Annotated in this window: 25 protein-coding genes and 1 tRNA gene; 3 read left to right on the top strand and 23 right to left on the bottom strand. The window is 66.5% G+C overall.

Translation table 11 applies throughout. The annotated features are described in order from the left end of the window. Positions 1–436 precede the first annotated feature (436 nt). Positions 437–1,381: an aromatic alcohol reductase gene (locus ACUVWL_RS01330; protein WP_142235263.1), complete on the bottom strand. Its 945-nt coding sequence runs from the start codon at positions 1,379–1,381 to the stop codon at positions 437–439. A 142-nt stretch (positions 1,382–1,523) separates the two neighbouring features. Here ACUVWL_RS01330 and ACUVWL_RS01325 point away from each other — a divergent pair, with 142 nt between their 5' ends. Next, entirely contained in the window at positions 1,524–1,880 is a 357-nt protein-coding gene (locus ACUVWL_RS01325) for a winged helix-turn-helix transcriptional regulator (RefSeq protein WP_233614865.1), read from the top strand. Between the two features lie 296 nt (positions 1,881–2,176). Here ACUVWL_RS01325 and ACUVWL_RS01320 read toward each other — a convergent pair. Then, positions 2,177–2,252, bottom strand: a tRNA-Lys gene (locus tag ACUVWL_RS01320). A 177-nt stretch (positions 2,253–2,429) separates the two neighbouring features. Here ACUVWL_RS01320 and ACUVWL_RS01315 point away from each other — a divergent pair. Continuing rightward, the gene (locus ACUVWL_RS01315; RefSeq protein WP_445978763.1) at positions 2,430–3,386 is read left to right on the top strand and encodes a DUF2268 domain-containing putative Zn-dependent protease; all 957 of its coding nucleotides are present in this window, start codon (positions 2,430–2,432) and stop codon (positions 3,384–3,386) included. A 142-nt stretch (positions 3,387–3,528) separates the two neighbouring features. Here ACUVWL_RS01315 and queC read toward each other — a convergent pair whose 3' ends face one another. The 18 genes from queC to aspS all read right to left on the bottom strand — a co-directional run bounded on the left by queC (position 3,529) and on the right by aspS (position 19,540). Next, on the bottom strand, positions 3,529–4,194 hold the full coding sequence (gene queC / locus ACUVWL_RS01310) for a 7-cyano-7-deazaguanine synthase QueC (RefSeq protein WP_032958954.1): 666 nt from the start codon (positions 4,192–4,194) through the stop codon (positions 3,529–3,531). 78 nt (positions 4,195–4,272) lie between these two features. Then, a complete protein-coding gene (queE, locus tag ACUVWL_RS01305) occupies positions 4,273–4,974 on the bottom strand; it encodes a 7-carboxy-7-deazaguanine synthase QueE (RefSeq protein WP_046432157.1) in 702 nt (233 codons plus the stop codon). A gap of 206 nt (positions 4,975–5,180) precedes the next feature. Continuing rightward, on the bottom strand, positions 5,181–5,999 hold the full coding sequence (ybgF, locus tag ACUVWL_RS01300; protein ID WP_049406165.1) for a tol-pal system protein YbgF: 819 nt from the start codon (positions 5,997–5,999) through the stop codon (positions 5,181–5,183). 3 nt (positions 6,000–6,002) lie between these two features. Further along, positions 6,003–6,521 carry a peptidoglycan-associated lipoprotein Pal gene (pal, locus tag ACUVWL_RS01295; RefSeq protein WP_014648158.1) on the bottom strand — a complete coding sequence of 173 codons (519 nt, stop codon included), beginning with the start codon at positions 6,519–6,521 and terminating at the stop codon, positions 6,003–6,005. Between the two features lie 64 nt (positions 6,522–6,585). Beyond that, positions 6,586–7,905, bottom strand: coding sequence for a Tol-Pal system beta propeller repeat protein TolB (tolB, locus tag ACUVWL_RS01290; RefSeq protein ID WP_014038220.1), 1,320 nt, complete (start codon positions 7,903–7,905; stop codon positions 6,586–6,588). A gap of 285 nt (positions 7,906–8,190) precedes the next feature. Further along, a complete protein-coding gene (gene tolA, locus ACUVWL_RS01285; RefSeq protein WP_014648159.1) occupies positions 8,191–9,246 on the bottom strand; it encodes a cell envelope integrity protein TolA in 1,056 nt (351 codons plus the stop codon). Continuing rightward, positions 9,236–9,664: a protein TolR gene (gene tolR, locus ACUVWL_RS01280; protein ID WP_006438804.1), complete on the bottom strand. Its 429-nt coding sequence runs from the start codon at positions 9,662–9,664 to the stop codon at positions 9,236–9,238. Before tolR ends, tolA begins: the two co-directional genes overlap by 11 nt. Positions 9,665–9,688: 24 nt before the next feature. Further along, entirely contained in the window at positions 9,689–10,468 is a 780-nt protein-coding gene (gene tolQ, locus ACUVWL_RS01275; protein ID WP_005410752.1) for a protein TolQ, read from the bottom strand. A 10-nt stretch (positions 10,469–10,478) separates the two neighbouring features. Beyond that, positions 10,479–10,910, bottom strand: coding sequence for a tol-pal system-associated acyl-CoA thioesterase (gene ybgC / locus ACUVWL_RS01270; protein ID WP_014648160.1), 432 nt, complete (start codon positions 10,908–10,910; stop codon positions 10,479–10,481). Beyond that, positions 10,900–11,940, bottom strand: a complete 1,041-nt coding sequence (gene ruvB, locus ACUVWL_RS01265) for a Holliday junction branch migration DNA helicase RuvB (RefSeq protein WP_014648161.1) — start codon at positions 11,938–11,940, stop codon at positions 10,900–10,902. Before ruvB ends, ybgC begins: the two co-directional genes overlap by 11 nt. A gap of 136 nt (positions 11,941–12,076) precedes the next feature. After that, positions 12,077–13,996: a potassium transporter Kup gene (locus tag ACUVWL_RS01260; protein ID WP_075075726.1), complete on the bottom strand. Its 1,920-nt coding sequence runs from the start codon at positions 13,994–13,996 to the stop codon at positions 12,077–12,079. A 49-nt stretch (positions 13,997–14,045) separates the two neighbouring features. Further along, the gene (gene ruvA, locus ACUVWL_RS01255) at positions 14,046–14,639 is read right to left on the bottom strand and encodes a Holliday junction branch migration protein RuvA (protein ID WP_014648163.1); all 594 of its coding nucleotides are present in this window, start codon (positions 14,637–14,639) and stop codon (positions 14,046–14,048) included. 13 nt (positions 14,640–14,652) lie between these two features. Continuing rightward, complete coding sequence (gene ruvC, locus ACUVWL_RS01250) at positions 14,653–15,174, bottom strand: crossover junction endodeoxyribonuclease RuvC (protein WP_014648164.1); 522 nt, start codon at positions 15,172–15,174, stop codon at positions 14,653–14,655. Between the two features lie 105 nt (positions 15,175–15,279). Further along, positions 15,280–16,011, bottom strand: coding sequence for a YebC/PmpR family DNA-binding transcriptional regulator (locus tag ACUVWL_RS01245; protein ID WP_014648165.1), 732 nt, complete (start codon positions 16,009–16,011; stop codon positions 15,280–15,282). A gap of 176 nt (positions 16,012–16,187) precedes the next feature. Continuing rightward, entirely contained in the window at positions 16,188–16,820 is a 633-nt protein-coding gene (locus ACUVWL_RS01240) for an esterase/lipase family protein (RefSeq protein WP_032958946.1), read from the bottom strand. A gap of 75 nt (positions 16,821–16,895) precedes the next feature. Next, the gene (locus ACUVWL_RS01235) at positions 16,896–17,417 is read right to left on the bottom strand and encodes a GNAT family N-acetyltransferase (RefSeq protein WP_014648167.1); all 522 of its coding nucleotides are present in this window, start codon (positions 17,415–17,417) and stop codon (positions 16,896–16,898) included. A gap of 31 nt (positions 17,418–17,448) precedes the next feature. Continuing rightward, positions 17,449–17,772 (bottom strand): hypothetical protein, encoded by a 324-nt coding sequence (locus tag ACUVWL_RS01230; protein WP_014648168.1) that lies wholly within the window; start codon positions 17,770–17,772, stop codon positions 17,449–17,451. Positions 17,773–17,788: 16 nt separating this feature from the next. Continuing rightward, on the bottom strand, positions 17,789–19,540 hold the full coding sequence (gene aspS / locus ACUVWL_RS01225) for an aspartate--tRNA ligase (RefSeq protein WP_111206115.1): 1,752 nt from the start codon (positions 19,538–19,540) through the stop codon (positions 17,789–17,791). A 158-nt stretch (positions 19,541–19,698) separates the two neighbouring features. Here aspS and ACUVWL_RS01220 point away from each other — a divergent pair, with 158 nt between their 5' ends. Further along, a complete protein-coding gene (locus ACUVWL_RS01220) occupies positions 19,699–20,433 on the top strand; it encodes a DUF3011 domain-containing protein (protein ID WP_032958942.1) in 735 nt (244 codons plus the stop codon). 99 nt (positions 20,434–20,532) lie between these two features. Here the strand turns inward: ACUVWL_RS01220 and ACUVWL_RS01215 are convergent, their stop codons facing one another. From ACUVWL_RS01215 to blaL2, 3 genes are all read right to left on the bottom strand, one after another. Then, positions 20,533–21,174, bottom strand: a complete 642-nt coding sequence (locus ACUVWL_RS01215; RefSeq protein WP_445978762.1) for a hypothetical protein — start codon at positions 21,172–21,174, stop codon at positions 20,533–20,535. Positions 21,175–21,227: 53 nt separating this feature from the next. Beyond that, the gene (locus ACUVWL_RS01210) at positions 21,228–22,442 is read right to left on the bottom strand and encodes a cation:proton antiporter (RefSeq protein ID WP_032958940.1); all 1,215 of its coding nucleotides are present in this window, start codon (positions 22,440–22,442) and stop codon (positions 21,228–21,230) included. Between the two features lie 85 nt (positions 22,443–22,527). Next, positions 22,528–23,442 (bottom strand): L2 family extended-spectrum class A beta-lactamase, encoded by a 915-nt coding sequence (gene blaL2, locus ACUVWL_RS01205; RefSeq protein ID WP_049440342.1) that lies wholly within the window; start codon positions 23,440–23,442, stop codon positions 22,528–22,530. Positions 23,443–23,608 lie beyond the last annotated feature (166 nt).

The raw sequence follows: 23,608 nt of genomic DNA, 5'->3' as shown, positions 1-23,608 counted from the left end.
GGGAGTCGATAGCACCTGCAACACCGCATCGTTGCAGCGGCGCTTCCCCCATTGCGGAAGTGCTTTGAAGGAAGCAACAAAAAAGGCGCCCCTTGGGCGCCTTGATCGTCAATGCAATGGTGGGCCGTGAAGGATTCGAACCTTCGACCAAAAGATTAAAAGAAGGCTGGCGCTTCCTTTGAAAACAACCGGTTGCGCCACTCTATTTTTCCGCCCATCGAGCGTGGAACCATTGCAGGTCCTAAGCTCACTCGACCATTTTTCCGGCGTCTCAAGCGGTATGCACGGGATCCACGACCAAGACTCCACCGTTTGACGTCGGTTGCCGAGCCGTTGGCGAACTGGTGTGCCGCGACGTACAACCATCGTGAGCGTGCGGTCGGGAACGGCAATGAGAAGGCGCCCAGTAGGCGCCTCCTCACAATCCAGCGGCAAATCAGGAGCCCTGCACGTTGGAATCCAGCCACGCCTGCACGCCCTGCAGCTCGGCCCCGACCTTCGCATTGAAGGTTCGCTCCACATCCCACGCAACGCCCCTCCCTTGGGCAAAGGCCGCGCGATACTTCTTTATCATGTTGCCCGGGTCGTTAGCCAGTTCCTGCATGAGCTGGGGTACACCCCAGATCGTCAGCTCGAAAGGTTCGCCGAACGCCTTCTGCAGAATATCCGGAAGGTCGCCGTAGTGGATGGTGTCACCTGCCAGATACACGATCTCGTTGCGGATCGCAGGTGTGTGGAACACGATGCGCGCTGTCATTGCGCCGATATCATCCGGCGTGGTCAAGGTGACAGCGTTGCTCGCCGAGCCCAGGGCGTTCACTTTATGCCCAATCAGGTCGACCACGCCGAAGTCGGGCTCGAAGAGGTAGCTGGTGAACATCCCAGTGGAGATGATCACCCAATCCATCGCAGTCTGCGAACGAAGATACTCGCGCACGTCCAGCTGGGCGTCGAACAGATCCTGGGGGCCACCGCGCCCAATGGCATCGAAATCGACACCGAACTGCCAAGGGAAGTAGCGGGGAATACCAGACTTCACCGCCGCACGCGCGACCTTCATTGGCGTATCGCGGCCTGCGGCATAGCCGGTGCATCCAATCACTGTGTCGAACTGCGCGAAGGTGGCCGCCAACGCTTCTACTGATTCAGTTACCAGATCGCCAGCAACGATATTCACCCCCAAGGCGCGGATTTCATCGACCACCCGCTGCTTCTCCGGCAGTTCTGAGTCGATCGACGTCGCCCGTAGCATCACACTGATCCGTGTGCCTGGATGACTTACGGCCAAACGTGCAAGGTTCCGGATGACAGGCATTCCAAGCTCGCCTGCGCCGAGCACCAGGATCGACCGAGAGGGGGTAGTGCTGATATGAGATGACATGGAAATCGCCTTGTGTGTGTACGATGGCGGCGATTCTGCTCACCTAATGGCCCATACGTAAGAAGGCACATCGATGATACCGACCGCACCGTTCATGAGTCCGGAAGAACTCCTAAGGCACTCTCAAGCCATATGCGACGGGATGAGCGAGGACGAAGATGGACTGCGCCGGGAGGTTCTAGCGCACGCTGGTAGCCGCTGGTCCCTGGGTATCATCCATGCGCTTGGCGTGTATGGAACGCTGCGTCACGCCGAGGTCGCTCGACGGATGAAGGGGATCACCCAGCGCATGCTTACGCGCACCCTCCGGCAATTGGAACGTGACGGGTTGATCAGCCGGCAGGATTTCCGCGAAGTACCGCCACATGTGGAGTACAGCATCACAGCGCTGGGCAAGGACCTTCTTGTACTGATGATTCCCATGTGGACATGGGTAGTGGCTCATGCGGAGGAATTCCGCCAATGTCGGCAGAATTTTGATTCTTCAGACGGGAAATGAAGATGTAGGCCAGCAGCGGCGCAGGCAGGTAGCTTCACCCACTGGGGGGATGCTCCAGCACGTCATCACCGAGGTATTCGCGTCGGTCACATCCGACGCCAAGCGTTTGGCCTTGTGTGGGCTACAACATCGGGGCGTCACCGAAGGCCCACAAGACCGCATGTGGTCACGTCACCGAAGAGATGCGCCGGTGGTTCAACCGCCTCATAAGCCGCACGTGCTCGAGCGTGGAACCACTTAATTTTTCCGGAAATATGAAAAAGGTGCCGCAAGGGCGCCTAAGTCATTGGTGCAATTGGTGGGCCGTGAAGGATTCGAACCTTCGACCAAAAGATTAAAAGTCTTCTGCTCTACCGACTGAGCTAACGGCCCGATGCATCGCCCGGCCTTTCGGCGGGGTCCGCATTCTACCCTACTTTGCCGGGTCGCGCGAAGTACAGGGGTGTTGCGTGTCCCGGCCAGCGGCCGGCACTACCCGGTCGGGTCAGCCCGCTTAAACCTTCAGGGCCTTCCACGCATCCCATCCATGTTCACCACCCGGAGCCACGGATGCGCCTCACCTGCTGTCTGATCGCCATCCTGCTGTTGCCCTGCACAGCAGTGGCCTCGACGTCCCAGGTCGTCACTGACGACATCGCCCGCTTCTGGGCCACCTATGACGCGGTGCGCGCCGAGCCTGATGCCGAACGCCGCGTGGTGCTGGTCCAGCAACGCTACATCGATCCCGGCAGCCCCGGACTGCATGCACTGATGCAGGTCCGCAACTACACGGCCCGCGAATACGCCGAGGCCATGCAGTCATGGCCACGCTTCTGGACTTCGGTACGGCCGTTGACTGCGAACGCGCAGCAGGCCAGCGCCACGCTGGACCGGGACCTGGACGCGTTCCGCGCGCTCTACCCTGCACTGCGTCCGGCCACCATCACCTACGCGATGGGCGTGCTGCGTACCGGCGGCACCACGTTGGGCGACAAGGTGTTGATCGGGGCGGAGATGGCGCTGGGCGATGAGCGCGTGGACGTAAGCGAGCTGCCCGAGCCGATGCGCGGCCGCCTGCGGATCTTCTACGACAGCCTCCCCGGTGCGAACAACGCGCAGAACAACCTGCACGAGTACGTGCATACCCAGCAGCGCGAGACCACTGGCAGCCTGGCCCAGTACGCAGTACGCGAAGGCGTGGCCGAATACGTGGCAGAGCGCATCAGCGGTCGCCGTCCGGCACTGCCGCTGTACGCCTATGGGCCCGCGCACGAGGCACAAATCCGCACGCGCTTCCTTGCCGAGATGCACGGTGACAGCCTGGACAACTGGCTGTACAACAGCGCGCGCAATCCGTTCGGGGTGAGTGATCTGGGCTACTACGCCGGATACCGCATCGCGCAGGAGTACATGCGCCAACAGACCGACGAGGGGGCCGCCATCGCGCGGATGATCGAACTGGACTACGCCGATCCGGACGCGGTGCGCGGCTTCATCGAGGCATCGGGATGGTTGCAGGCCCGGTAGGTCAAGGAGTGCGAACCAACGGTTCGCACCCACCGAGAGGGGGGCGGGCGCACCCACCGAGAGGGGGCGGCTTGCACCCACCAAGAAGGGGCGGTTCGCACCTGCAGTGAAGCCGGCCAGCGGCCGGCTCTACCAGACGCGGTCAGGCGTACAGCGTGGGGTCGGGCACGCCGGCCTCGGCAAAGCCCTGCGCGCGCAGGCGGCAGGCATCGCAATGACCGCAGGCGGCGCCGTGAGCGTCGGCGTTGTAGCAGGACACGGTCAGGCCGAAGTCCACGCCCAGGCGCACGCCTTCGCTGACGATCTGGCCCTTGCTGAGGAACTGCAGCGGTGCGTGCACCTTGATGCCCGCACCTTCCACGCCCGACTTGGTGGCCAGGTTGGCCAGCGCCTGGAACGCCGCCACGAACTCGGGGCGGCAGTCCGGGTAGCCGGAGTAATCCACGGCGTTGACACCGCAGAAGATGTCGTTGGCGCCAAGCACTTCGGCCCAGCCCAGGGCCAGCGACAGCATGATGGTGTTGCGCGCCGGCACATAGGTGACCGGAATGCCGGCACCGCCGGCCTCCGGCACGTCGATGTCGTCGGTCAGTGCCGAGCCGCCGATGCTGCGCAGGTCCACGTCCACGGTCTTGTGCGCGACCACGCCCTGGGCCTTGGCCACGCGGGCGGCAGCGTCCAGTTCGGAGGTATGGCGCTGGCCATAGCGCACGCTCAGGGCATGCACGGCGAAGCCCTGTTCCTGGGCCATGGCGATGACGGCGGCTGAATCCATGCCGCCGGAGAGAAGCACGACTGCCTTCTTCATGGGAAAAACATCCGGTTGGGAGGGGAAAGCCAGCACGCTGTCCCGCGCCGGAGTTACATCAGGGAACGCTGCGCCGGCTCATCGGCCCGGCTCGTCGTTCCACAGGATTTTATGCAACTGCATCTGGAAGCGCACCGGCAGCCGGTCTTCGACAATCCAGTCGGCCAGCTGCCGCGCGGTGATCTCGCCCTTGCTGGGCGAGAAGAACACGGTGCAGCGCTGCACCAGGCCGTGCTCGGCGACCATCGCCTTGGCCCAGTCGTAGTCCTCGCGGTTGCAGATGACGAACTTGATCTGGTCGCGGGCGGTCAGCAGCGGCAGGTTTTCCAGGCGGTTGCGGGCGGCTTCGGCCGAACCCGGCGTCTTGATGTCGACGACGCGCGACACCCGCGGGTCCACCGCGCTGACGTCCAGCGCACCGGAGGTTTCCAGCGAGACGTCCATGCCGGCATCGCACAGCTTTTCCAACAGCACCAGGCAGCGCTTCTGCGCCAACGGCTCGCCACCGGTCACGCACACGTGGCGCACGCCCTGGGCCAGCACCTCGGCCACGATGTCGTCGATATCCCACCAGGTGCCGCCGTGGAAGGCATAGGCGGTGTCGCAGTACTGGCAACGCAGCGGGCAGCCGGTCAGGCGCACGAACACGGTTGGCCAGCCGGCGGTATCGGCTTCGCCCTGCAGCGAGGTGAAGATCTCGGTGATCTTCAGGCGTGGCAGGGGCGACTGCACGATCTCACTGGGCGTGGCGGCGGCGCTGGACGGAGTAACGGCGGTCATGGCGGGTACTTCTTGGTGGGACACGTGGCGGGTGGGCTACCGTGGCCGGTAACGAACGCAGCCGAGCATGGCTCGGCTCTACGAAAACAACCGGGCAGACAGGGCCCGGCGCTGCCGGATCCGGGCGGGTTTGCCGAACCGGAAACGAAAGCAGCCGAGCGTGGGCTCGGCTCTACAGGGCACCTATTGTACGCCGGGTCAGCGGATCAGCGGATCTGCTTGCCGAGGCGGATGGACTGCAGACGGTCCTGCGCGGTGCGCGCGGCGTCCGAGCCGGGGTACTGCGCCACGACGGCCTCCAGCGTCTGCTGGGCCTGGTCGACCTTGCCCTCGCCATACTGCGAGAGGCCGACCTTGAGCAGGCCGCCGGCGGCCTTGTCGTGGGTCGGATAGCGCGAGAGCAGTTCGCGGAACTGGGTCTCGGCCATCGGGAAGTTGCGGGTGGCGTAGTAGCTCTCGCCCAGCCAGTACAGCGCGTTCGGCGCGTAGACGCCGTTCGGGTACAGCTGCAGGAAGCTCAGGAACAACTGCGCCGAATCATCGTACTTGCCGGCCTTCAGCGAATCGAAGGCGACGTTGTAGGAGGTGCGCTCGTCGCCGGTGGCGGCAAGACTGCCGGCATCACCGTGGACGGAAGGCGGCCGCTCGGAAGTGGCCGCCGCTGCGGGTTTTGCCGGGGCCGGTGCGGCCTTCGGCGCGCTCGCCGGAACGGGCGGCAGGGCCGGGGCGGCATTGCCCCCTTCCAACCGGTTCAGGCGGCTGTCCAGATCCAGGTACTGGTCCTGGGCGGACTGCTTGAGCTGGGCGTTGTCGTGCTGCAACTGCTCGATCGAGGCCTGCAGGCTGGTGACCTGCTGCCGCAGCTGATTGATCTGGTTCAACAGGTCCTGGTTGGCGCTGTTGTTGTACATCTGCTGCTCGAGCGCGCCGACACGGTCGGCCAGGCTCTGTCGCTGTGCATGCGCCGGTGCGGCAGCCACGAGGGCTGCCGCAACGACCAGCATCAGTTTGATGCCAATGCGCATGGATTACTGCGCGGTGTAGACGATTTCGACGCGACGGTTCTGCGACCAGCAGGACTCGTTCGACTCGGTGCAGACCGGACGCTCTTCACCGTAGGACACGACGGTCAGCTGCGAAGCCGAGCCACCGTTGGCCTGCAGGGCCGAGTTGACGCCGTTGCCACGACGCTCACCCAGGGCCTGGTTGTACGCGCGCGAACCGCGTTCGTCGGTGTGGCCCTGCAGGGTGATGCGCGAGGACGGACGGTCACGCAGGTACTTGGCGTGGCAAGCCATGATGGCCTGGAATTCCGGCTTCACGTCTTCCTTGTCCAGGTCGAAGTAGACAACGCGCTGGCGCAGGCAAGCGTCGGTGTCCAGGTCGCCCGGGCCGTACAGGCCGGAGGTCGACGGACCGGTCGGGGTGGTGGTGGAGGTGCCGGTGTCGACCGGGGTTGCCGGCTCTTCCTTCACCTTCTTCGAGCAACCGGCCAGGACGGCCACAGACAGCAGGGAAACAAGCAGAACGCGGGTGGACTTGTTCATGGCGATACCTTTGTGGCTCCTAGGCCGATGAGGGGTTCAAGACAGCGAAAATATTAACACTCTTTTAGCGCTGGGTACGGTATGGGGACCATGCCGGTTCGCGCACATCTCCGTCAGCCAGAACCAACCGCTGGCGCACGCGCGCATCGGCGGAAACGGCGTACAGCACACCACGGCCACCCTCGCGGGCGGCGTACAACACCATGCTTGCGTTGGGCGCAAAGCTCGGAGATTCATCCAGCGAACCCGGGGACAGCGTGCTCCAGCGGGGCGAACCCAGCGAGCTGTCCATCATCGCGATCTTGTAGCTGTTGCCCGAGCCCTGCGCAACGGCGATCTTCTTGCCGTCGTAGGACACCGAGGGCTTGGCATTGTAGTTGCCCTGGAAGGTCACGCGCTCGGCACTGCCGCCACCGGCGCCGACCTTGTAGACCTGCGGGCGGCCGCCGCGGTCGGAGGTGAAGTACACCGCGCTGCCATCCGGCGCCCAGGTCGGCTCGGTGTCGATGGCGAAGTGGTTGGTCAGCTGGGTCAGCTGCTTGCTGCCCAGGTCCATCACGTAGATTTCCGGGTTGCCCGAACGCGACAGGGTCAGGGCCAGCTTGCGGCCATCGGGTGAGAACGCCGGGGCGCTGTTGATGCCGCGGAAGCTGGTGACCAGTTCGCGCGCACCGGTGCCGATGTTCTGGATGTAGATCGCCGAATTGCCACGCTCGAAGCTGACGTAGGCCAGCTTGCTGCCATCCGGGCTCCACGACGGCGACAGCAGCGGCTCGGCCGAACGCACGATGGTCTGCGGGTTGTAGCCGTCGGAGTCGGCAACCATCAGCGCATAGCGCATGGCATCGCCCTTGCCGCTGGCGGTCACGTAGGCGATGCGGGTCCAGAAGGCGCCGCGCACGCCGGTGATCTTCTCGTAGATGGCGTCGGCCATCTGGTGGGCGACGTCGCGCATGGCGTTGCCACGGGCGGTCATCGCCAGGCCCAGCAGGCGCTCGCCCTTCGGCACGTCGAACAGTTCGTACTCGACGCGGTAGGCACCGGCACCGGCATCGAGCACGCGGCCGACCACGATGTAGTTCTGCTTCAGCGCGCGCCAGGTGGCGAACTGGATGTCACCGCCACGCACGGGCTTCTCGACGATCTGCGCTTCCGGCAGCGTGCGGAACTGGCCCGAACGCTCCAGGTCGGCGCGGACCACGCCGGCGACGTCGGTCTGCGGAGCGGCCGACGAACCCTGGTAGGGCATCGGCACGATGGTGATCGGCAGGGCGGAGGCATTGCCGCCGATGATGTCGATATCCAGCCCCTTCTGCTGCGCGACGGCAGCAAAGGGCAGCAACAGGGCCGCAAACACGGCAAGCCAGCGAGGCATCTTTTTCATGGAGCGCTCAATAGGGGGAAACCGGAACGAGGGATAACAAAGCAGGAGTGAACCGCTTCGCAATCATGAACCAAGGGTACGTGAATTCCGGGTCAGTTCCAGCCCGTCCTCTCACGCACCGTTAACGTCGTGGCTAACATCGCACCTGCCTGCCCCGGTCACGCCGCCCCTCGGGGCGGTGTTCGACAGCAGCCTGCAGCCTGCCCGGCCGAAACCGAGCACGCCAGAGGCAAGCGCGACATCCGTGGGCAGGAGTGGCCCGAGGCCACCCCTGCCCTGCCCGCCTCAGCGATCCTGGGCGGTAAAGGTGAAGTTGAGCGTACGCGCGAACACCGACTCGAAGCCGCGGTACGGCAACGGCTGCGCATTGAGCACCGCGGCCTCGATCGAACGCTTGCCGGCCTCGTCATAGGGGCAGTTCGGGCTGACCTTGGCCTGCATCACCGTGCCGCCCGGAATCTGGGTGATGGTGATCTGGCAACGCTGGCCCAGCGGCACCGTATCCGGGCGCACCCACTGCGACAGCACCTTGGCCTGGATCGCTGCGGCGTACTTGGCTGAAAGATCGTCGCTGTTGCCACCACCACCGGCCGCCGGCTGGGAAGCGCCGCTGGAGCCGGCAGCGGCACTGCCTGCGGCATTGCGCGCGGCGGCGACCTCGCGCAGCTTCCGCTCGGCCAGCTTGGCTTCCTTCTCGGCCTGCTCGCGGCGGGCACGGATCTCGGCGATCTTCTTCTGCTTCTCGGCCTCGGCCTTGTCAGCCGCGACGCGCTCCTGCTCGGCCTGCTTCTTCTTCTCGTCCGCTTCCTGCTGCTTGGCCAGGCGCAGCTTCTGCTCCGCTTCTTCCTGGCGCTTGCGTTCGGTCAGGTCGATCTGCTCCTGGCGGCGCTTGGCTTCCTGTTCCTGCTTGGCCTTCTCCTGCGAGATGGCCAGTGCGCTCACCGCTTCCTGGTCCTTGGTGTCCGGCTGCGCAACACGCTCCTGCGCCTGTTGCTGCTGGGGCGTGGGCGCGTCCTGCGGGCGCGGCTCGGGAATCGGCTGCGGCGGCGGAATGGTGTCTTCCGGCACCGGGATCGGCTCGGCGACCGGCGGCGGCAGGTCCTCCAGCTTCTCTGACTGGCGCAGCGCCTGGCGTGCGGCGGACGCCTCGGAGGCGGACAGCGCCAGGCTGGCCTCGACCGAGGGGTCGCCAGCGGCGGCATCGGTGTTGCGCTGGGGCGACCACAGCCAGGCCACGATGAAGACCAGCGCGACCAGCAGGTGCACCAGCAAAGCCAGCGCCAGGGGCAGACCCCAGCCGGGTTCGCGCTGATGCGGGGGTGGCAGGGCGTCAGCGTGCATCGGTGGCCAGGCCTACCTTGTCTACCTTGGCGCGCTTGATCACGTCCATCGCGGCAATGACCTTCTCATAGGCCACGGCGCGGTCGGCGGCGACGATCACGCGCACGCCCTTGTCCTGGGCGGCGATGCCGGCCAGGCGGCCTTCCAGTTCCTCGGCCGACACGGCGGCCGGCTCCTTGGCGTCGGGCAGCTTCAGGCTGAGCTGGCCGTCCTGGCGCACCGAGACGATCACCGGGTCCTGCTTGCTCTCCAGCGCCTTGGCGTTGGACTGCGGCAGGTCGACGTCGAAGCTCAGGGTGAGCAGCGGTGCGGTGACCATGAAGATGATCAGCAGCACCAGCATGACGTCGATGTAGGGAACGACGTTGATTTCCGATTTCAGCTTGCGGCGCTTGCGGCGACCGATGGCAGCGGACATGGCTTGGACTCCCGGGTCAGGCGCTTACTCGTCGCCAGCGCTCTGGCGCTGCAGGATGGAGCTGAACTCTTCGGCGAAGGTCTCGAACCGCACCGACATGCGCTCCACGCGGGTGGTGAAGCGGTTGTAGGCCCACACCGCCGGGATCGCCACGAACAGGCCGATGGCGGTGGCGAACAGTGCCTCGGAGATGCCCGGCGCGACGGCGGCGATACCGGCCTGGGCACCGCTGCTGATCATGTCGTGCATGGTCACCATGATGCCGAACACGGTACCGACCAGGCCCACGTACGGGGCAGTCGAGCCGATGTTGGCCAGCAGCTCCAGGTTGCGCTCGAGCTGGTCCACTTCACGGGTGTAGGTGGTGCGCATGGCGCGCTGCGCGCCTTCAAGCTGCGCACGGCCATCCAGCCGGCGCTTGTCGCGCAGGCGGGTGTACTCGCGGAAACCGGCTTCGAAGATGGCTTCCAGGCCGGTCACGCTGCGGCTGCGGTCGGTGGCTGCGCTGTACAGCTTGCCCAGGTCGGCGCCGGACCAGAAGCGGTTCTCGAACTCGTCGGCTTCGCGGGTGGCCTGCTTGAACACGCGGGCCTTGCGGAAAATGATCACCCAGCTGACGAACGAGCCGACCAGCAGCAGCAGCACGATGATCTTCACCGGCAGGCTGGCCTTGGCCATCAGTTCGAGGTAGTTGATGCCGCCGCCGGTGGTGGCCTGGGCAAGGGTCTGTGTCGCGGCGTTGCTGACGTCGGCCGGCAGTGCCTCGGTGACCGTGGCCTGCAGGGCCAGGAGCGTTGCGATCATCCGTTGTTCCTCAATGTTCGGATTCGGGGTGGAGGTGGGGTTGCAGCACGGCAAGGACGGCATCGTCCATGCCACGCGGGCGGAAACTGGCCGCTTCCAGTGCGGCGATGCGGACCTGCGCGGACAGCAGCAGCTCGCCGTCGCGCAGGATCTGCTGGTCGAAGACCATGCTGGCCTTCTTCAGCTGGACCAGGCGGGCAGTCACCTGCAGGGTGTCATCCAGCCGTGCCGGCCTGATGAAATCCATCTGCATCGAGCGCACCGCGAAGACCATCCCGTGCTCGGCGCGCATGCGCTCCTGGCCGTAGCCGAGCGCACGCATCCATTCGGTCCGGGCCCGTTCCATGAAGGCCACGTAGCGGGCGTGGTAGACCACGCCACCTGCGTCGGTATCTTCCCAGTAAATGCGTGTCGGCCAACTGAATCGGGGCTCAACCGACATCGGGAACCTCCGCGAACAGGTCCTGCGGCGGGTTCTTCGGCTTCAGGCCCATGTGCCGGTAAGCCTTGTGGGTGGCCATGCGGCCGCGCGCGGTACGCACCAGGAAGCCCTGCTGGATCAGGTACGGCTCGACCACGTCTTCCAGCGTGCCGCGCTCTTCGGACAGCGCCGCGGCCAGCGATTCGATGCCGACCGGGCCGCCGTCGAAGTAGTCGACCAGGGTCTTGAGCAGGCGCCGGTCGAGCTCGTCGAAGCCCTCCGGATCGACCTTGAGCATCTTCATCGCGGCCTGTGCCACGGCCTCGTCGATGTGGCCGCCGGCCTTCACCTGCGCGTAGTCGCGCACGCGGCGCAGCAGCCGGTTGGCGATGCGCGGGGTGCCACGCGCGCGCCGCGCGATCTCGCCGGCGCCGTCGGCGGTGCAGTCGATGCCGAGGATGGTGGCCGAGCGGCGCACGATCCGGGTCAGCTCCTCGACGCTGTAGAACTCCAGGCGCTGGACGATGCCGAAGCGGTCGCGCAGCGGCGCGGTCAGCAGGCCGGCGCGGGTGGTGGCGCCGATCAGGGTGAACGGCGGCAGGTCGATCTTGATCGAGCGGGCCGCCGGGCCCTCGCCGATCATGATGTCGATCTGGAAGTCTTCCATCGCCGGGTACAGCACTTCCTCGACCACCGGCGACAGGCGGTGGATCTCATCCACGAACAGCACGTCATGCGGCTGCAGGTTGGTCAGCAGCGCAGCGAGGTCGCCGGCCTTCTCGATCACCGGGCCGGAGGTCACGCGCAGGGCCACGCCCAGTTCGTTGGCGATGACGTGGCTGAGGGTGGTCTTGCCCAGGCCGGGCGGGCCGAAGATCAGCACGTGGTCCAGCGCATCGCCACGCGCCTTGGCCGCTTCGATGTAGATCTCCAGCTGCTCGCGCACCGGGGCCTGGCCGAGGTAGTCGGCCAAGCGCCTGGGGCGGATGCTGGCGTCGGCGGCGTCATCCTCGCGGGTGGCGCCGGCGCCGATGATGCGGTCGTCGGTCATGTGCTGATTATGCGGCAAAAGCGTATGGGGTCGGATCCGTTTTCCAGAGGAAAACGGCTCTGACCCCGAACCGGAACACCGGGAACATGGGGTCAGAGCCCTTTTCCTGCGGAAAAGGGATCCGACCCCGCGCGCGTCAGATCTCGACCTGGGCCCCGAGTTCGACCAGGCGGTTGCCCGGAATCCGGAAGAAGCCGGTGGCCGGGGCGGCGTTGCGATGCATCAGCGCGAACAGCTTGTCACGCCAGATCGGCATGCCGCGGTTGGCGGTGGCGACGATGGTCTCGCGGCTGGCGAAGAAGGTAGTGTCCATCGGATCAAAATAGATGCCACCGTGGTCGCACGAGCGCATCAGCGCCAGCGGCACGTCCGGGGTCTCCATGAAGCCGAAGCGCACGTAGACGCGGTAGAACTCGTCACCCACCGATTCGATCTTCAGCCGCTGCCCTTCCATCGCATACGGGATCGGCAGGGTTTCCACGTGCAGGAACACGTTGCGCTCGTGCAGCACCTTGTTGTGCTTGAGGTTGTGCATCAGCGCATGCGGCGCCACGGTCGGGTCGGCGGTGAGGAACACCGCGGTGCCCGGCACGCGCACCGGCGGGGCCAGCATCAGGCCCGGCAGGAAGGTATCCAGGCGGATGCCGTCCTTGCGGATCTCGTCGCGCAGCAGCTCGCGGCCACGGCGCCAGGTGCGCATCATGGTGAACAGGAAGATGCCCAGCACCACCGGGAACCAGGCGCCCTGCAGCAGCTTGGCGCCGTTGGCGATGACGAAGCCGAGGTCGATGATGAAGAACACCACGCACAGCGGCAGCAGCCAGCCACGCGACTTCGGCCACAACGTCCGCGCCACCACGGCCAGCAGCAGGGTGTCGATCAGCATCGTGGCCGACACCGAAATGCCGTACGCCACGGCCAGGTTGGACGAACTGCGGAACGCCAGCACCAGCCCGAACACCATCACCGCAATGCCCCAGTTGATGCCCGGGATGTAGATCTGGCCGATGGTGTCGTGCGAGGTGTGCTTGATGCGCATGCGCGGGATGTAGCCCAGCTGCATGGCCTGGCGCGAGACCGAGAACGCGCCGGTGATGACCGACTGCGAGGCGATCACCGCCGCCATGGTGGCCAGGATGATCATCGGGTACAGCGCCCACGACGGCACTGCCTCGAAGAACGGATTCTTCAGGGCCTCGGGGTGGTTGAGCACCAGTGCGCCCTGCCCCAGGTAGTTCAGCACCAGGCACGGCAGCACGAAGAAGTACCAGGCGTGGCGGATCGGGCGCAGCCCGAAGTGGCCCATGTCCGCATACAGCGCTTCGCCGCCGGTCACCGCCAGCACCACTGCACCGAGAATGAAGATGCCGTGCCAGCCGTGCTCCATGAAGAAGCGGATGCCCCACCAGGGGTTGAAGGCCTTCAGCACCTCGGGCGCATCGACGATGTTGTAGATGCCGATTGCCGCCAGCGACACGAACCAGATTGCCATGATCGGGCCGAACGCCTTGCCGATCTTCTCGGTACCGAAGCGTTGCGCGGCGAACACCGCCAGCAGCACCACCAGGGTGACCGGCACGATGAAGACATGAAGTCCGGGCGCGGCCACCTCCAGGCCTTCGACCGCACTGAGCACGGACATGGCCGGGGTGATCACGCCGTCGCCGAAGAACAGCGAGGCGCCGAAGATGCCGAGGATGCCCACCACATAAGCCGAGCGCGAGCCGTTGCGCAGCGTGCGTTGGGTCAGCGCCATCAGCGCCATGATGCCGCCTTCGCCATCGTTGTCGGCGCGCATGATGATGGTGACGTACTTCAGGGTCACCACCAGGTTCAGCGCCCAGAACGCCAGCGACAGCACGCCCAGCACGGTGTCGTGGTCGCTGTTGAGCCCGTAGTGTGGCGAGAACGCCTCCTTCAGGGTGTACAGCGGGCTGGTACCGATATCGCCGAACACCACGCCGATCGCACCGATGACCAGCGCCAGTCCTCCAGTGGAGGGGGCGTGGCCATGGCCGCCGGGGGCGGCTGCGTGCGGGGTTTGACTGCTGGACATGGGACTCCTGGCGAAGCTCAGGCGGTAGGTTGGGGGAAAGGGACGCGGTTCAGCGCAGCGCGGACTGCAGCGCCTTGCGGATCACGGTGGCCACTTCGTCGCCTTCATTGAAGGCATCGCGGGCCATGCGGGCCGCTTCGGCCGGCTTGTAGCCCAGCTGCTGCAGGGCCACGGTGGCATCGGACAGCGGATCGGCCGGGGCCGGACCACTGCCGGTGGGCAGCGCGCCGCCGGCACCGAACTGGGCCGCGCGGTCACGCAGTTCCAGCACCATGCGTTCGGCGGTCTTCTTGCCGATACCCGGGATGCGGGTCAGCGCGGTGATGTCGCCGGCCTGGACCATGCGCGCGAATTCTTCGACGCTGACACCGGACAGCACGGCCAGCGCGATCTTCGCGCCGATGCCGCTGACCTTCTGCACGTCGCGGAACAGGCGCCGCTCGCCCTCGCGCAGGAAGCCGTACAGCGAGACGCTGTCTTCCTTCTGCGAGTAATGGGTGTACAGGGTGACCTCGCGGCCGAGCTCGGGCAGGTCGTAGAAGGTGCTCATCGGCGCCTCCAGTTCGTAGCCCACTCCGTTCACGTCCACCACCAGCCACGGCGGCGCCTTGTAGGCGACGATGCCGCGCAGTCGACCGATCATTGCGTGCAGCTCCTCATTTGCGGCCCCACGCCTGGCGGGCACTGAGCCCCAGGCGGTTGGCCGTCGCCCTTACGTGGGCATGGGTGATCGCCACCGCCAACGCGTCGGCCGCGTCGGCCTGCAGCTTGGTTTTCAGGTTGAGCATGAGCCCGACCATGTGTTGAACCTGTTGCTTTTCGGCGCCACCGCGCCCGACCACCGCGAGCTTGATCTCGCTGGCGGCGTATTCGTGCACCGGCAGGTCGCGCAGCACCACGGCCGAGATCGCCGCGCCGCGGGCCTGGCCCAGCTTCAGCGCCGAATCGGGATTGCGCGCCATGAACACCTTTTCGATGGCCACTTCATTGGGCTGGTACTCGCGGCACAGATCGGCCAGGCCCAGCACCAGCAGTTTCATGCGCTGCGGGAAGTCGTCGGCGCCCAGCAGCACCAGCGGCTGGTGGTGCACGTAACTGACGCGGCCGGCGGCGTCGACATCGATGATGCCGACCCCGGTCCGCTGCGAACCGGGGTCGATGCCGAGGATGCGGGTCATGCCGCGCTCCTGGCGGGGCGGAACGGGGGGCGCTGGCAGGCGTATGGGCTCATGACTGTCCGCGGTGACCGTTCAACGGCCCGCGCCCAGGCCGTCGAGGACGGCTCAGGCGTAGGCGTCGGCGCCGAGTTCGGCGTTGGAATACACGTCCTGCACGTCGTCCAGGTCTTCGAGCATGTCCAGCAGCTTCTTGACCTGCAGGGCGACCTCGCCTTCGACCTTGATGTCGTTGTCGGCGCGGAAGGTGATCTCGGCGTGGTCGGCGACATGCCCGGCGGCGACCATTGCGTCCTTGACTGCGTTGAACGCGTCAGGGCTGGTGACCACGTCGATCGAGCCGTCATCGGGGTAGACCACGATGTCGTCGGCGCCGGCCTCGATGGCTGCTTCGGTGATGGCTTCCTCGTCGGCACCCGGGGCGAAGCTGAGCACGCCCAGGCGCTTGAACATGAAGGCCACCGAGCCTTCGGTGCCCATGTTGCCGCCGCACTTGCTGAACGCATGGCGGACGTCGGCCACGGTGCGCACGCGGTTGTCGGTCAGGCAGTCGACGATCACGGCCACGCCACCCGGGGCATAGCCCTCGTAGCGGATTTCCTCGTAATCGACGCCTTCCAGTTCACCGGTGGCCTTCTTGATGGCGCGCTCGATCACGTCCTTGGACATGTTCACGGCCAGGCCCTTGTCCACCGCCACGCGCAGGCGCGGGTTGTTGTTGGGGTCGCCTCCACCGCCGCGCGCGGCAACGCCGATCTCGCGGATGATCTTGGTGAAAATCTTGCCGCGCTTCGCGTCGGACGCGTTCTTGCGGGCTTCGATGGAGGGGCCTCTACCCATGGGTGCTACCGTCTGGCTGCTTCAGGATCAAGGCGCGGATTCTACCTGATCGGGCGCTGCAACCGTGTCTAGGCCCGTATTGTTGTAGCGCCGGGCCAATGCTCGGCTCAATGGGCCCGACGGAATGCAGCCGAGCATGGGCTCGGCGCTACAAGGCGGCCCCGCCTGCCCTGCCCCTATGCCGCCGCCGCGTCGCGGCTGTGGTCGAAGTGGCCGTGGCGCAGGAAATGTGCGGTCTGCCGCGCGGCGTCGGGCGACACCACCAGGCCGCTGTGGCTGGTACGCACCACGCAATGGTCGGCCAGGCCCGGCAGGCGGGTCTCGGCCAGGGCCACGGTGCCGTCGGACGCATCGTCGATCGCGCCCAGCAGGCTGCCCAGCCCGTGCGGCACCGAACCGGCGATCAGGCCAACCTCGGCCTTGCCCTGCCAGTCCGGCAGGCCGTCCAGCAGCAGCTCGCTGCTGCGCCCCAGCGCCAGGCCCCAGCCATGATCGGACAACGAGCGCGCGGTACCACTGCCGCGCAGCGGCGAGCCCAGGCAGACCACGCGCTGCACTGGCAGCTGCGGATCGCGGCGCAGCGCCTCCAGTGCCAGCAGTCCGCCCAGGCTGTGACCGACCAGCGACAACGGCCCGGCGTCGGCCAGACGTTCCAGCAACTGCGGCACTGCCACATCGGGGCCACCGAACACCGAGGGATAGCCGAACGCGTGTACCTGGAAACCACGCGCGCGCAGGCGCCAGGCCAGTGGCCCGACCCAGGCACGGGCATTCCAGATGCCATGCAGCAGCAATACGGGGGGAGTCATGCAAACAGCCTGGCGGTCAGCGGGGCAGGAACGTGAGGTGATTGAACACGCGCGCGCGGCAAGCGGCGGTGAACGTCAGGCCGCGCGCGGCGCGCGGCGCAGGATGAATTCGAGGTCCTGGGTGTCGCCGACAGGGAACAGGTACTCGCCGGCCTTCTCGAAGCCGTAGCGGGCGTAGAAGCGCTGCGCGCCGAAGTTCTCCGACCACACGCCCAGCCACAACGTGCGCGGGCCTTCGTGTTCCAGCCAGGCCAGCGCGGTTTCCAGCAGGCGGCTGCCCCAGCCGCAGCTCTGCTGCGTCTTGACCAGGTACAGGCGCTTGAGTTCGCCGTCACCGGGTTTCACATCCGGATGCGGCAGGCCACAGGGGCCGGCGGCGGCATGGCCGACCGCCTCCCCATCCAGTTCCAGCAGCCACACCGCGTAATCGGGGTGGGACAGGATCACGCGCTGGCGCTCGACCGTGTAGGCCTCCTCGAGGAAGGCCTGCAGGTCCTGCGGCGGGTACAGATGGCCGAAGGTTTCAGTGAACGTGCGTGCGGCCAGCGCCGACAGGGTCGGCGCGTCGTCCACAGTGGCGCGGCGGATCGAATACATGCAGGAAGTTGACGTCAGGGCGAAGCGCGGGTCAAGCCTTTCCAGGCGATTCCGCTTCTTCTTCCTCGTCCTCTTCCTCGTATTCCTCTTCGTCCTCGTCCTCTTCTTCCTCGCCTTCCTCGTCCTCGTCGTACTCTTCTTCCTCTTCGTCGTCCTCGTAGTCCTCGACGCCGAAGTCTTCACCGTCCCAACGGCCTTCGCCGTCGGCGACGAAGGTCAGGGCCATTGCGGCCGGATTGGTGCCGACGCGGACCAGCCACCCCCCGAACACGCGTGCACGCTCGGTGACCAGGGTGGCCTCGGAGCCTTCATTGCCCAGCTTTTCCCACTCCAGCGAAAACGCAAACTCGGTCATTGCCTGGATCTCCTGATCAGTTGGTCTTGGGGCGAACCTGGATGTGCACTTCGGCCAGCTGCGCGTCGACGATCGGCGACGGCGCGTCGGTCATCAGATCCTGTGCACCGGTGGTCTTCGGGAACGGGATGACGTCGCGGATCGACTCGGTTCCGGCCATCAGCGCGGCGATGCGGTCGATGCCGAAGGCGATGCCACCGTGCGGCGGCGCGCCGTAGTTCAGCGCGTCGAGCAGGAAGCCGAACTTGGCGCGGGCCTCTTCGGCGCCGATGCCCAGCAGCTCGAACACCGCGCTCTGCATGTCCGGACGGTGGATACGGATCGAACCGCCGCCAATTTCATTGCCGTTGAGCACCATGTCGTAACCGCGCGAGACGGCGGTACGGGCATTGGCGCGCAGGTCGGCGATGTCGTCCACGGCCGGTGCGGTGAAGGGGTGATGCAGGGCGACGTAGCGCTGTTCTTCCTCGTCCCACTCGAACATCGGGAAGTCGGTGACCCACAGCGGTGCCCAGCCGTCGGCGACCAGGCCAAAGTCCTTGCCGGCCTTCAGGCGCAGCGCGCCCATGAAGTCGGACACCTTGTTGTAGCCACCGGCACCGAAGAACACGATATCGCCGTTGCCGGCACCGACATGGGCCACCAGCGCCGCGAAGCGCTCTTCGCTGAAGAACTTCTGGATCGGCGAGCTGACTTCGCCGTTGTCGGCGATCTTGATGTAGGCCAGGCCCTTGGCGCCGTACTTGGCGGCATGCGCGGCGTACTCGTCGATCTGCTTGCGGCTCAGCGCCGCGCCGCCCGGGATGCGCAGCGCGGCGACGCGGCCTTCGGCATCGTTGGCCGGGCCGGTGAACACGGGGAACTCGCTGTCCTTGACCAGTTCAGCCACGTCGACCAGTTCCAGCGCGATGCGCAGATCCGGCTTGTCCGAACCATAGCGACGCATCGCCTCGGCCCAGGTCATGCGCGGGAAGCTGGCATCCAGCTCGACATCGACCACTTCCTTGAAGATGGCGCGGATCATGTCCTCGACGAAGTCCTGCACATCGCGTTCGCGGACGAAGGCGAACTCCATGTCCAGCTGTGTGAATTCCAGCTGGCGGTCGGCACGCAGGGCCTCGTCGCGGAAGCAGCGCGCGATCTGGTAGTAGCGGTCGAACCCGGCCACCATCAGGATCTGCTTGAACAGCTGCGGGCTCTGCGGCAGGGCGTAGAACTCGCCCGGATGCATGCGCGCCGGCACCAGGAAGTCGCGCGCGCCTTCCGGAGTGGCCTTGGTCAGGATCGGGGTCTCGATGTCCTGGAAGCCCTTTTCGTCCAGGTGGCGGCGCAGCGCCTGCACCAGCTTGATGCGGGTGCGCTGCATGCGCTGCATTTCGGGGCGGCGCAGGTCCAGGTAGCGGTACTTCAGGCGGGTTTCCTCGCCCGGGTTCTCGTGGGCGTGGAACGGCAGCGGGGCGGCCTTGTTCAGCACGGTGATGGCGGTGGCGATCACTTCCACCTTGCCGGTGCGCATCTTGTCGTTCACCGCGTGGCGGGCGCGCACGACGCCCTCCACCTGCAGCACGTCCTCATAGCCCAGCGACGCGGCCACGGCGAACACGTCGGCGTTGTCGACCTCCACGGTCACCTGCACGATGCCTTCATGATCGCGGAGATCGATGAAGCAGACGCCGCCCTGGTTACGGGCCACGTCGGTCCAGCCGGCGAGGGTGACAGTCTGGCCAATCAGGGTCTCGTCGACCAGGCCGCAGAAGTGGGTACGCATGGGGGGAAGCTCCGCTGGAGAACGCCGGCACCGGATGGGGGCCGGAAAGCCTCGTATTCTGCGGCCGAGGCCCCGGCCGGGGCAAATCCGGGCAGTCACGCCGGCTTGATCGCCCCGGTCCCTATAGTCGGGCACCTGCCACCGTATGGGATGCCGCCATGAAATCGTTGTCCCTGGCCAGCCTGGCCGTGACCCTGAGCACTCTGGCCGTGCTCGCCCTGCCCTCTGCTCCGGCCGCTGCGCAGGACGGGGTGATCCGCTGCGAAAGCCAGAACAACCGTGAACGTGTCTGCAGCACCGGCTGGCGCAATGCGCAGCTGGTCCGCCAGCTGTCCGGCAGCGCCTGCGACGAGGGCCGCACCTGGGGCAGCCGCAATGGCAGCATCTGGGTCAGCAATGGCTGCCGCGCCGAGTTTGTTGAAGCCCGCGGCGGCTGGGGCGGTGGCAATGGCGGTGGCTGGGGCGGCAACAACGGCCGTCCCGGCGAAACCATCCGCTGCGAGAGCCAGAGCAACCGTGAGCGCAGCTGCCCGGTCGGCTGGCGCAACGCCCGCCTGGTCCGCCAGCTGTCCGGCAGCCCCTGCGATGAAGGCCGCACCTGGGGCGTGCGCAACGGCGCGGTCTGGGTCAGCAACGGCTGCCGCGCCGAGTTCGCCGAGGCCCGCGGCTGGGGCGGCGGCGGTGGCTGGGGCGGCGGCAACAGCAATTATTCGATCACCTGCAGCAGCAACAACAACCGCACGCAGAACTGCGACTGGGATGAGCGCCAGGGCCGGCCGGTGCTGCAGCAGCAGCTGTCCGGCAGTGCCTGCCAGGAAGGCCGCAGCTGGGGCTATGCACGCGGCCAGGTGTGGGTGAGCAACGGCTGCCGCGCACGCTTCAGCGCGCGCTGAGCCCCGGGGTCGGATCCCTGGCCGACGGCCAGGGCTCTGACCCGTGGGTTCATGCAGTGACCGGGTCGGACCCTCCGCAGGAGGGATCCGACCCGAAGATCAGGGTGCTGGCGCCTTCTCGTCGCCCCACGGTGCGGGCGGTAGCTCGACCGGCTTGCTCAGGTCGAACTTCACGCGGAAACGGCGGCCTTCCGGGCGCGTCAGTTCGTAGACGAACGTCTGGTCGGGGTCGATCTCCATCGCCCAGGTGTTGTGCGTGGAGGCCAGCATGTCGGCACGACGGAACATCGCCACCGAATCGGAGTCGGCTGGGAACCGCTGGCGCTCGGCGGTGCCCGGTGGCGTGCTGTCGCCGCCATAGAGGGTGATCGCGTCGGGGCTACCGTCTTCGTGGCGATGATCGTGTTTCAGGCGCAGGCCGTTTTCGGTGCGGGTCAGCACCCAGGTGCGCGAATGGTCATCCCCCACATGGAAGGGAATCCGAAGTTCATGGGCGGGGTCGGCACAGCCGCGCACATGCATGACCAGGCGCTGGTCGGCGAACGGGTCCTTGCCGGTCGGTGCCGGCGTGTCCTCCACCACCCGGCCCTCATAGGCCTGGCCGCAATGCGCGGCGATGGCAGCCATGAAGGCATCGGCCGGTGCGGTCGCCAGATCATGCGCGACCGTATCGGAACGCTGCGAGCAGGCAGCGAGGCTGAGCAGGAGGGCGGAAGCGGTGACAACGGCAGGCAGTTTCATGCCCCAACCCTAACGGCCATGGCCGACGGGCGCAAACCGCGCGCGGCAACCGGTCAGCGTTCGGCGATGTGAGGTTCCGGCCGCGTCTCGGTGGCCGCTACCGGCGCGGACTCGCCCTCGCCCGCCGGCTCCTGCTCCACCGGATCGACGTCGAAGGGTGTGCGGAACACCAGCGACGGCAACAGTGTGGTCAGTGCGGCGTACAGCAGCAGCGCGCCGAACAGCACCGCCGGAATCTGGAAACGCTCGCGCATGATCGCCGCCAGCACCAGGGTGAAGATCAGGGTCGGGGCCAGCGCCAGCGAGACGCGCAGGCTGCTGCGGAAGCTCTCGCCGAACATCACCCGGCGCTGCAGCCAGACCACGCCGATGCGCAGCGGCAGCACCACCAGGGTGATCACGATGCCCAGCCCCAGCGCCTCGAAACTGAGGGCTTCGCTGGGCACCTTGGTGCCGGCATTGAAGAAATAGAATGGCACGAAGAACGAGGCGAACAGGCGCAGCGCGTGCAGGTTCTCGTGCGAGGCCAGCAGCGGCATGCGCTGGTGCAGCAGGCGCGCGACCAGGCCGGCGATGAACGCGCCCACAAGGTAATACACGCCCAGCAGATAGGTGATGTACGCCGCCACCATGCCGACCATCACCAGCAGCGAGAACTCCGAGCCCGGCGCGTGCGGCGCCACCCAGCGGCCCAGCGCGATGAACAGCAGCGGCAGGCCGATCATCATCGCCAGCAGGGCCAGGCTGGACAGCGCCATGTGGCCCGGGTCGCCGGCCTGCAGCACGATGAACAACGCCGCCAGCGCCAGCAGTTCGCCGGCGATGGCCTTGCTGGTGACCCAGAACCGCTCGTCCTCGCTCAGGCCCAGCCGCGACAGCGAATCCATGATGAAGCCGGTGGAGGGCGTCAGCAGCGCCAGCGCCAGCAGCCCAGCGGCCTGCCATGGCAGCCCCGCATAGCGCCAGGCCAGCCAGCCCACGCCGAACAGCGTGCCGGTACGGATCACCAGGTGCGCCAGCAGCGGCCACATGCCACGCCGCAGCGCCTGCAGATCCACTTCCAGGCCCGCGAACAGGAACAGCGAGGAAATGCCCAGCGTGGCCAGCAGGCCGATCACCGCGTCGTGTGCCTGGTCGCCCAGCCAGAGCATGCCGATGATGCCGAACAGCAGGCAGGTCAACGGCGCCGGCAGGCTGAAGCGCTGCAGTGCGCGCGGGATCACCAGCAGCGCGAAGATCAGCAGCAGGTAGATCAACTCATGGCTCATCGGGGTCTTCCGTGGGGTTCGAACGCGCGCAGGATGCGCGTGCCCGACCGATCCGGCAAGCCATTTCCCAATGACCCCGGTTACCTCATCCGATCATCGCATCGGCCAGCGCCCCCACCCGTGCAAGCACTGCTGCGCGCTGGTCGTCATCGACCGATGCGCCCTGCAGATAGGCGGTGACCACCCACGCGGTGCCGCCCGCATGCGGCCACAGCACGGCGATGTCGTTGCGCGTGTCATCACCGTTGCTGCCGGTCTTGTCCCCCACCCGCCAGCGCTTGCCCAGCCCGGCGCGCAGGCAGGCATCGCCGGTCTGGTTGTCGATGAGCCAATCGGCGAACTGCCGGCGCGATGCAGGCTGCAGGCCATTGCCCACCGCGAAGCGGGCCAGGCTGGTGGCCATCGCGGCCGGGCTGGTGGTATCGCGCGGGTCTCCCTTCGCGAACAGATTCACGTCCGGCTCGTTGCGGTCATTGCGGGTAATGCTGTCGCCCTGCCCGCGCAGGAATGCCGTCAGCGCCGACGGCCCGCCCACCACCTCCAGCAGCAGGTTGGCCGCCGTGTTGTCGCTGGTGGTCAGCGTGCCCCGGCACAGGTCGCGCACGGTCAGATCCTTGCCCACGTGGCGGCGCACCACCGGAGCGTAGGACAGCAGATCCTTCCCGGCGATGGGCACACGGGTGTCGAGCGAAACGCGGCCTGCATCGGCAAGGCTCAGCACATGGGCGACCAGCATCGACTTGAACGTGCTGCACATCGGGAAGCGCTCATCCTGCCGATGCCCGCCGATGCGACGGCCGTTGCCGGTGTTCAGCACGGTGACACCCAGGCGGCCACCGCTGGCTTTCTCCAGCGCGGCGAAATCGGCGGCGCCGGCAATGGCGGCGTTCGCGGCGGGTATGCCAGACGAGGCGGAAACCGGTTGCGCCAGCGCCGGGGCAAGCAGCGAGGACGCAACGGCAGCACCACTGAACTGCAGGAATCGGCGACGGGCGAGCATAGGGGTTCTCCTGGTGACCGCTCGATTATTGGCGCCTCCCCTGCAGCCGACCAGCGCGAAAAATCAAGGCAAGCCATAAGTGGAATTCATGCCTGTCGCGATCAACTCATTGAGATTTACGAAATTCCTCATTGAACGAGTACGATCAGCCATCATCCTGGCTCAC

Source organism: Stenotrophomonas muris, assembly GCF_052751275.1.
This window is presented reverse-complemented; position numbering and strand designations above follow the sequence as displayed.

Excerpts from the sequence above, each read along its gene's own strand:
- tolQ (WP_005410752.1), bottom strand. The coding sequence starts at position 10,468 with ATGATCGCAACGCTCCTGGCCCTGCAGGCCACGGTCACCGAGGCACTG.
- tolA (WP_014648159.1), bottom strand. The coding sequence starts at position 9,246 with ATGCACGCTGACGCCCTGCCACCCCCGCATCAGCGCGAACCCGGCTGG.
- ACUVWL_RS01240 (WP_032958946.1), bottom strand. The coding sequence starts at position 16,820 with ATGACTCCCCCCGTATTGCTGCTGCATGGCATCTGGAATGCCCGTGCC.
- ACUVWL_RS01220 (WP_032958942.1), top strand. The coding sequence starts at position 19,699 with ATGAAATCGTTGTCCCTGGCCAGCCTGGCCGTGACCCTGAGCACTCTG.
- ACUVWL_RS01325 (WP_233614865.1), top strand. The coding sequence starts at position 1,524 with ATGAGCGAGGACGAAGATGGACTGCGCCGGGAGGTTCTAGCGCACGCT.
- tolR (WP_006438804.1), bottom strand. The coding sequence starts at position 9,664 with ATGTCCGCTGCCATCGGTCGCCGCAAGCGCCGCAAGCTGAAATCGGAA.
- ACUVWL_RS01215 (WP_445978762.1), bottom strand. The coding sequence starts at position 21,174 with ATGAAACTGCCTGCCGTTGTCACCGCTTCCGCCCTCCTGCTCAGCCTC.
- ruvA (WP_014648163.1), bottom strand. The coding sequence starts at position 14,639 with ATGATCGGTCGACTGCGCGGCATCGTCGCCTACAAGGCGCCGCCGTGG.
- ACUVWL_RS01315 (WP_445978763.1), top strand. The coding sequence starts at position 2,430 with ATGCGCCTCACCTGCTGTCTGATCGCCATCCTGCTGTTGCCCTGCACA.
- queC (WP_032958954.1), bottom strand. The coding sequence starts at position 4,194 with ATGAAGAAGGCAGTCGTGCTTCTCTCCGGCGGCATGGATTCAGCCGCC.
- pal (WP_014648158.1), bottom strand. The coding sequence starts at position 6,521 with ATGAACAAGTCCACCCGCGTTCTGCTTGTTTCCCTGCTGTCTGTGGCC.
- aspS (WP_111206115.1), bottom strand. The coding sequence starts at position 19,540 with ATGCGTACCCACTTCTGCGGCCTGGTCGACGAGACCCTGATTGGCCAG.
- ACUVWL_RS01235 (WP_014648167.1), bottom strand. The coding sequence starts at position 17,417 with ATGTATTCGATCCGCCGCGCCACTGTGGACGACGCGCCGACCCTGTCG.
- ACUVWL_RS01330 (WP_142235263.1), bottom strand. The coding sequence starts at position 1,381 with ATGTCATCTCATATCAGCACTACCCCCTCTCGGTCGATCCTGGTGCTC.
- ybgF (WP_049406165.1), bottom strand. The coding sequence starts at position 5,999 with ATGCGCATTGGCATCAAACTGATGCTGGTCGTTGCGGCAGCCCTCGTG.
- ruvC (WP_014648164.1), bottom strand. The coding sequence starts at position 15,174 with ATGACCCGCATCCTCGGCATCGACCCCGGTTCGCAGCGGACCGGGGTC.
- ACUVWL_RS01210 (WP_032958940.1), bottom strand. The coding sequence starts at position 22,442 with ATGAGCCATGAGTTGATCTACCTGCTGCTGATCTTCGCGCTGCTGGTG.
- ybgC (WP_014648160.1), bottom strand. The coding sequence starts at position 10,910 with ATGTCGGTTGAGCCCCGATTCAGTTGGCCGACACGCATTTACTGGGAA.
- ruvB (WP_014648161.1), bottom strand. The coding sequence starts at position 11,940 with ATGACCGACGACCGCATCATCGGCGCCGGCGCCACCCGCGAGGATGAC.
- ACUVWL_RS01245 (WP_014648165.1), bottom strand. The coding sequence starts at position 16,011 with ATGGGTAGAGGCCCCTCCATCGAAGCCCGCAAGAACGCGTCCGACGCG.
- tolB (WP_014038220.1), bottom strand. The coding sequence starts at position 7,905 with ATGAAAAAGATGCCTCGCTGGCTTGCCGTGTTTGCGGCCCTGTTGCTG.
- ACUVWL_RS01230 (WP_014648168.1), bottom strand. The coding sequence starts at position 17,772 with ATGACCGAGTTTGCGTTTTCGCTGGAGTGGGAAAAGCTGGGCAATGAA.
- ACUVWL_RS01260 (WP_075075726.1), bottom strand. The coding sequence starts at position 13,996 with ATGTCCAGCAGTCAAACCCCGCACGCAGCCGCCCCCGGCGGCCATGGC.
- blaL2 (WP_049440342.1), bottom strand. The coding sequence starts at position 23,442 with ATGCTCGCCCGTCGCCGATTCCTGCAGTTCAGTGGTGCTGCCGTTGCG.
- queE (WP_046432157.1), bottom strand. The coding sequence starts at position 4,974 with ATGACCGCCGTTACTCCGTCCAGCGCCGCCGCCACGCCCAGTGAGATC.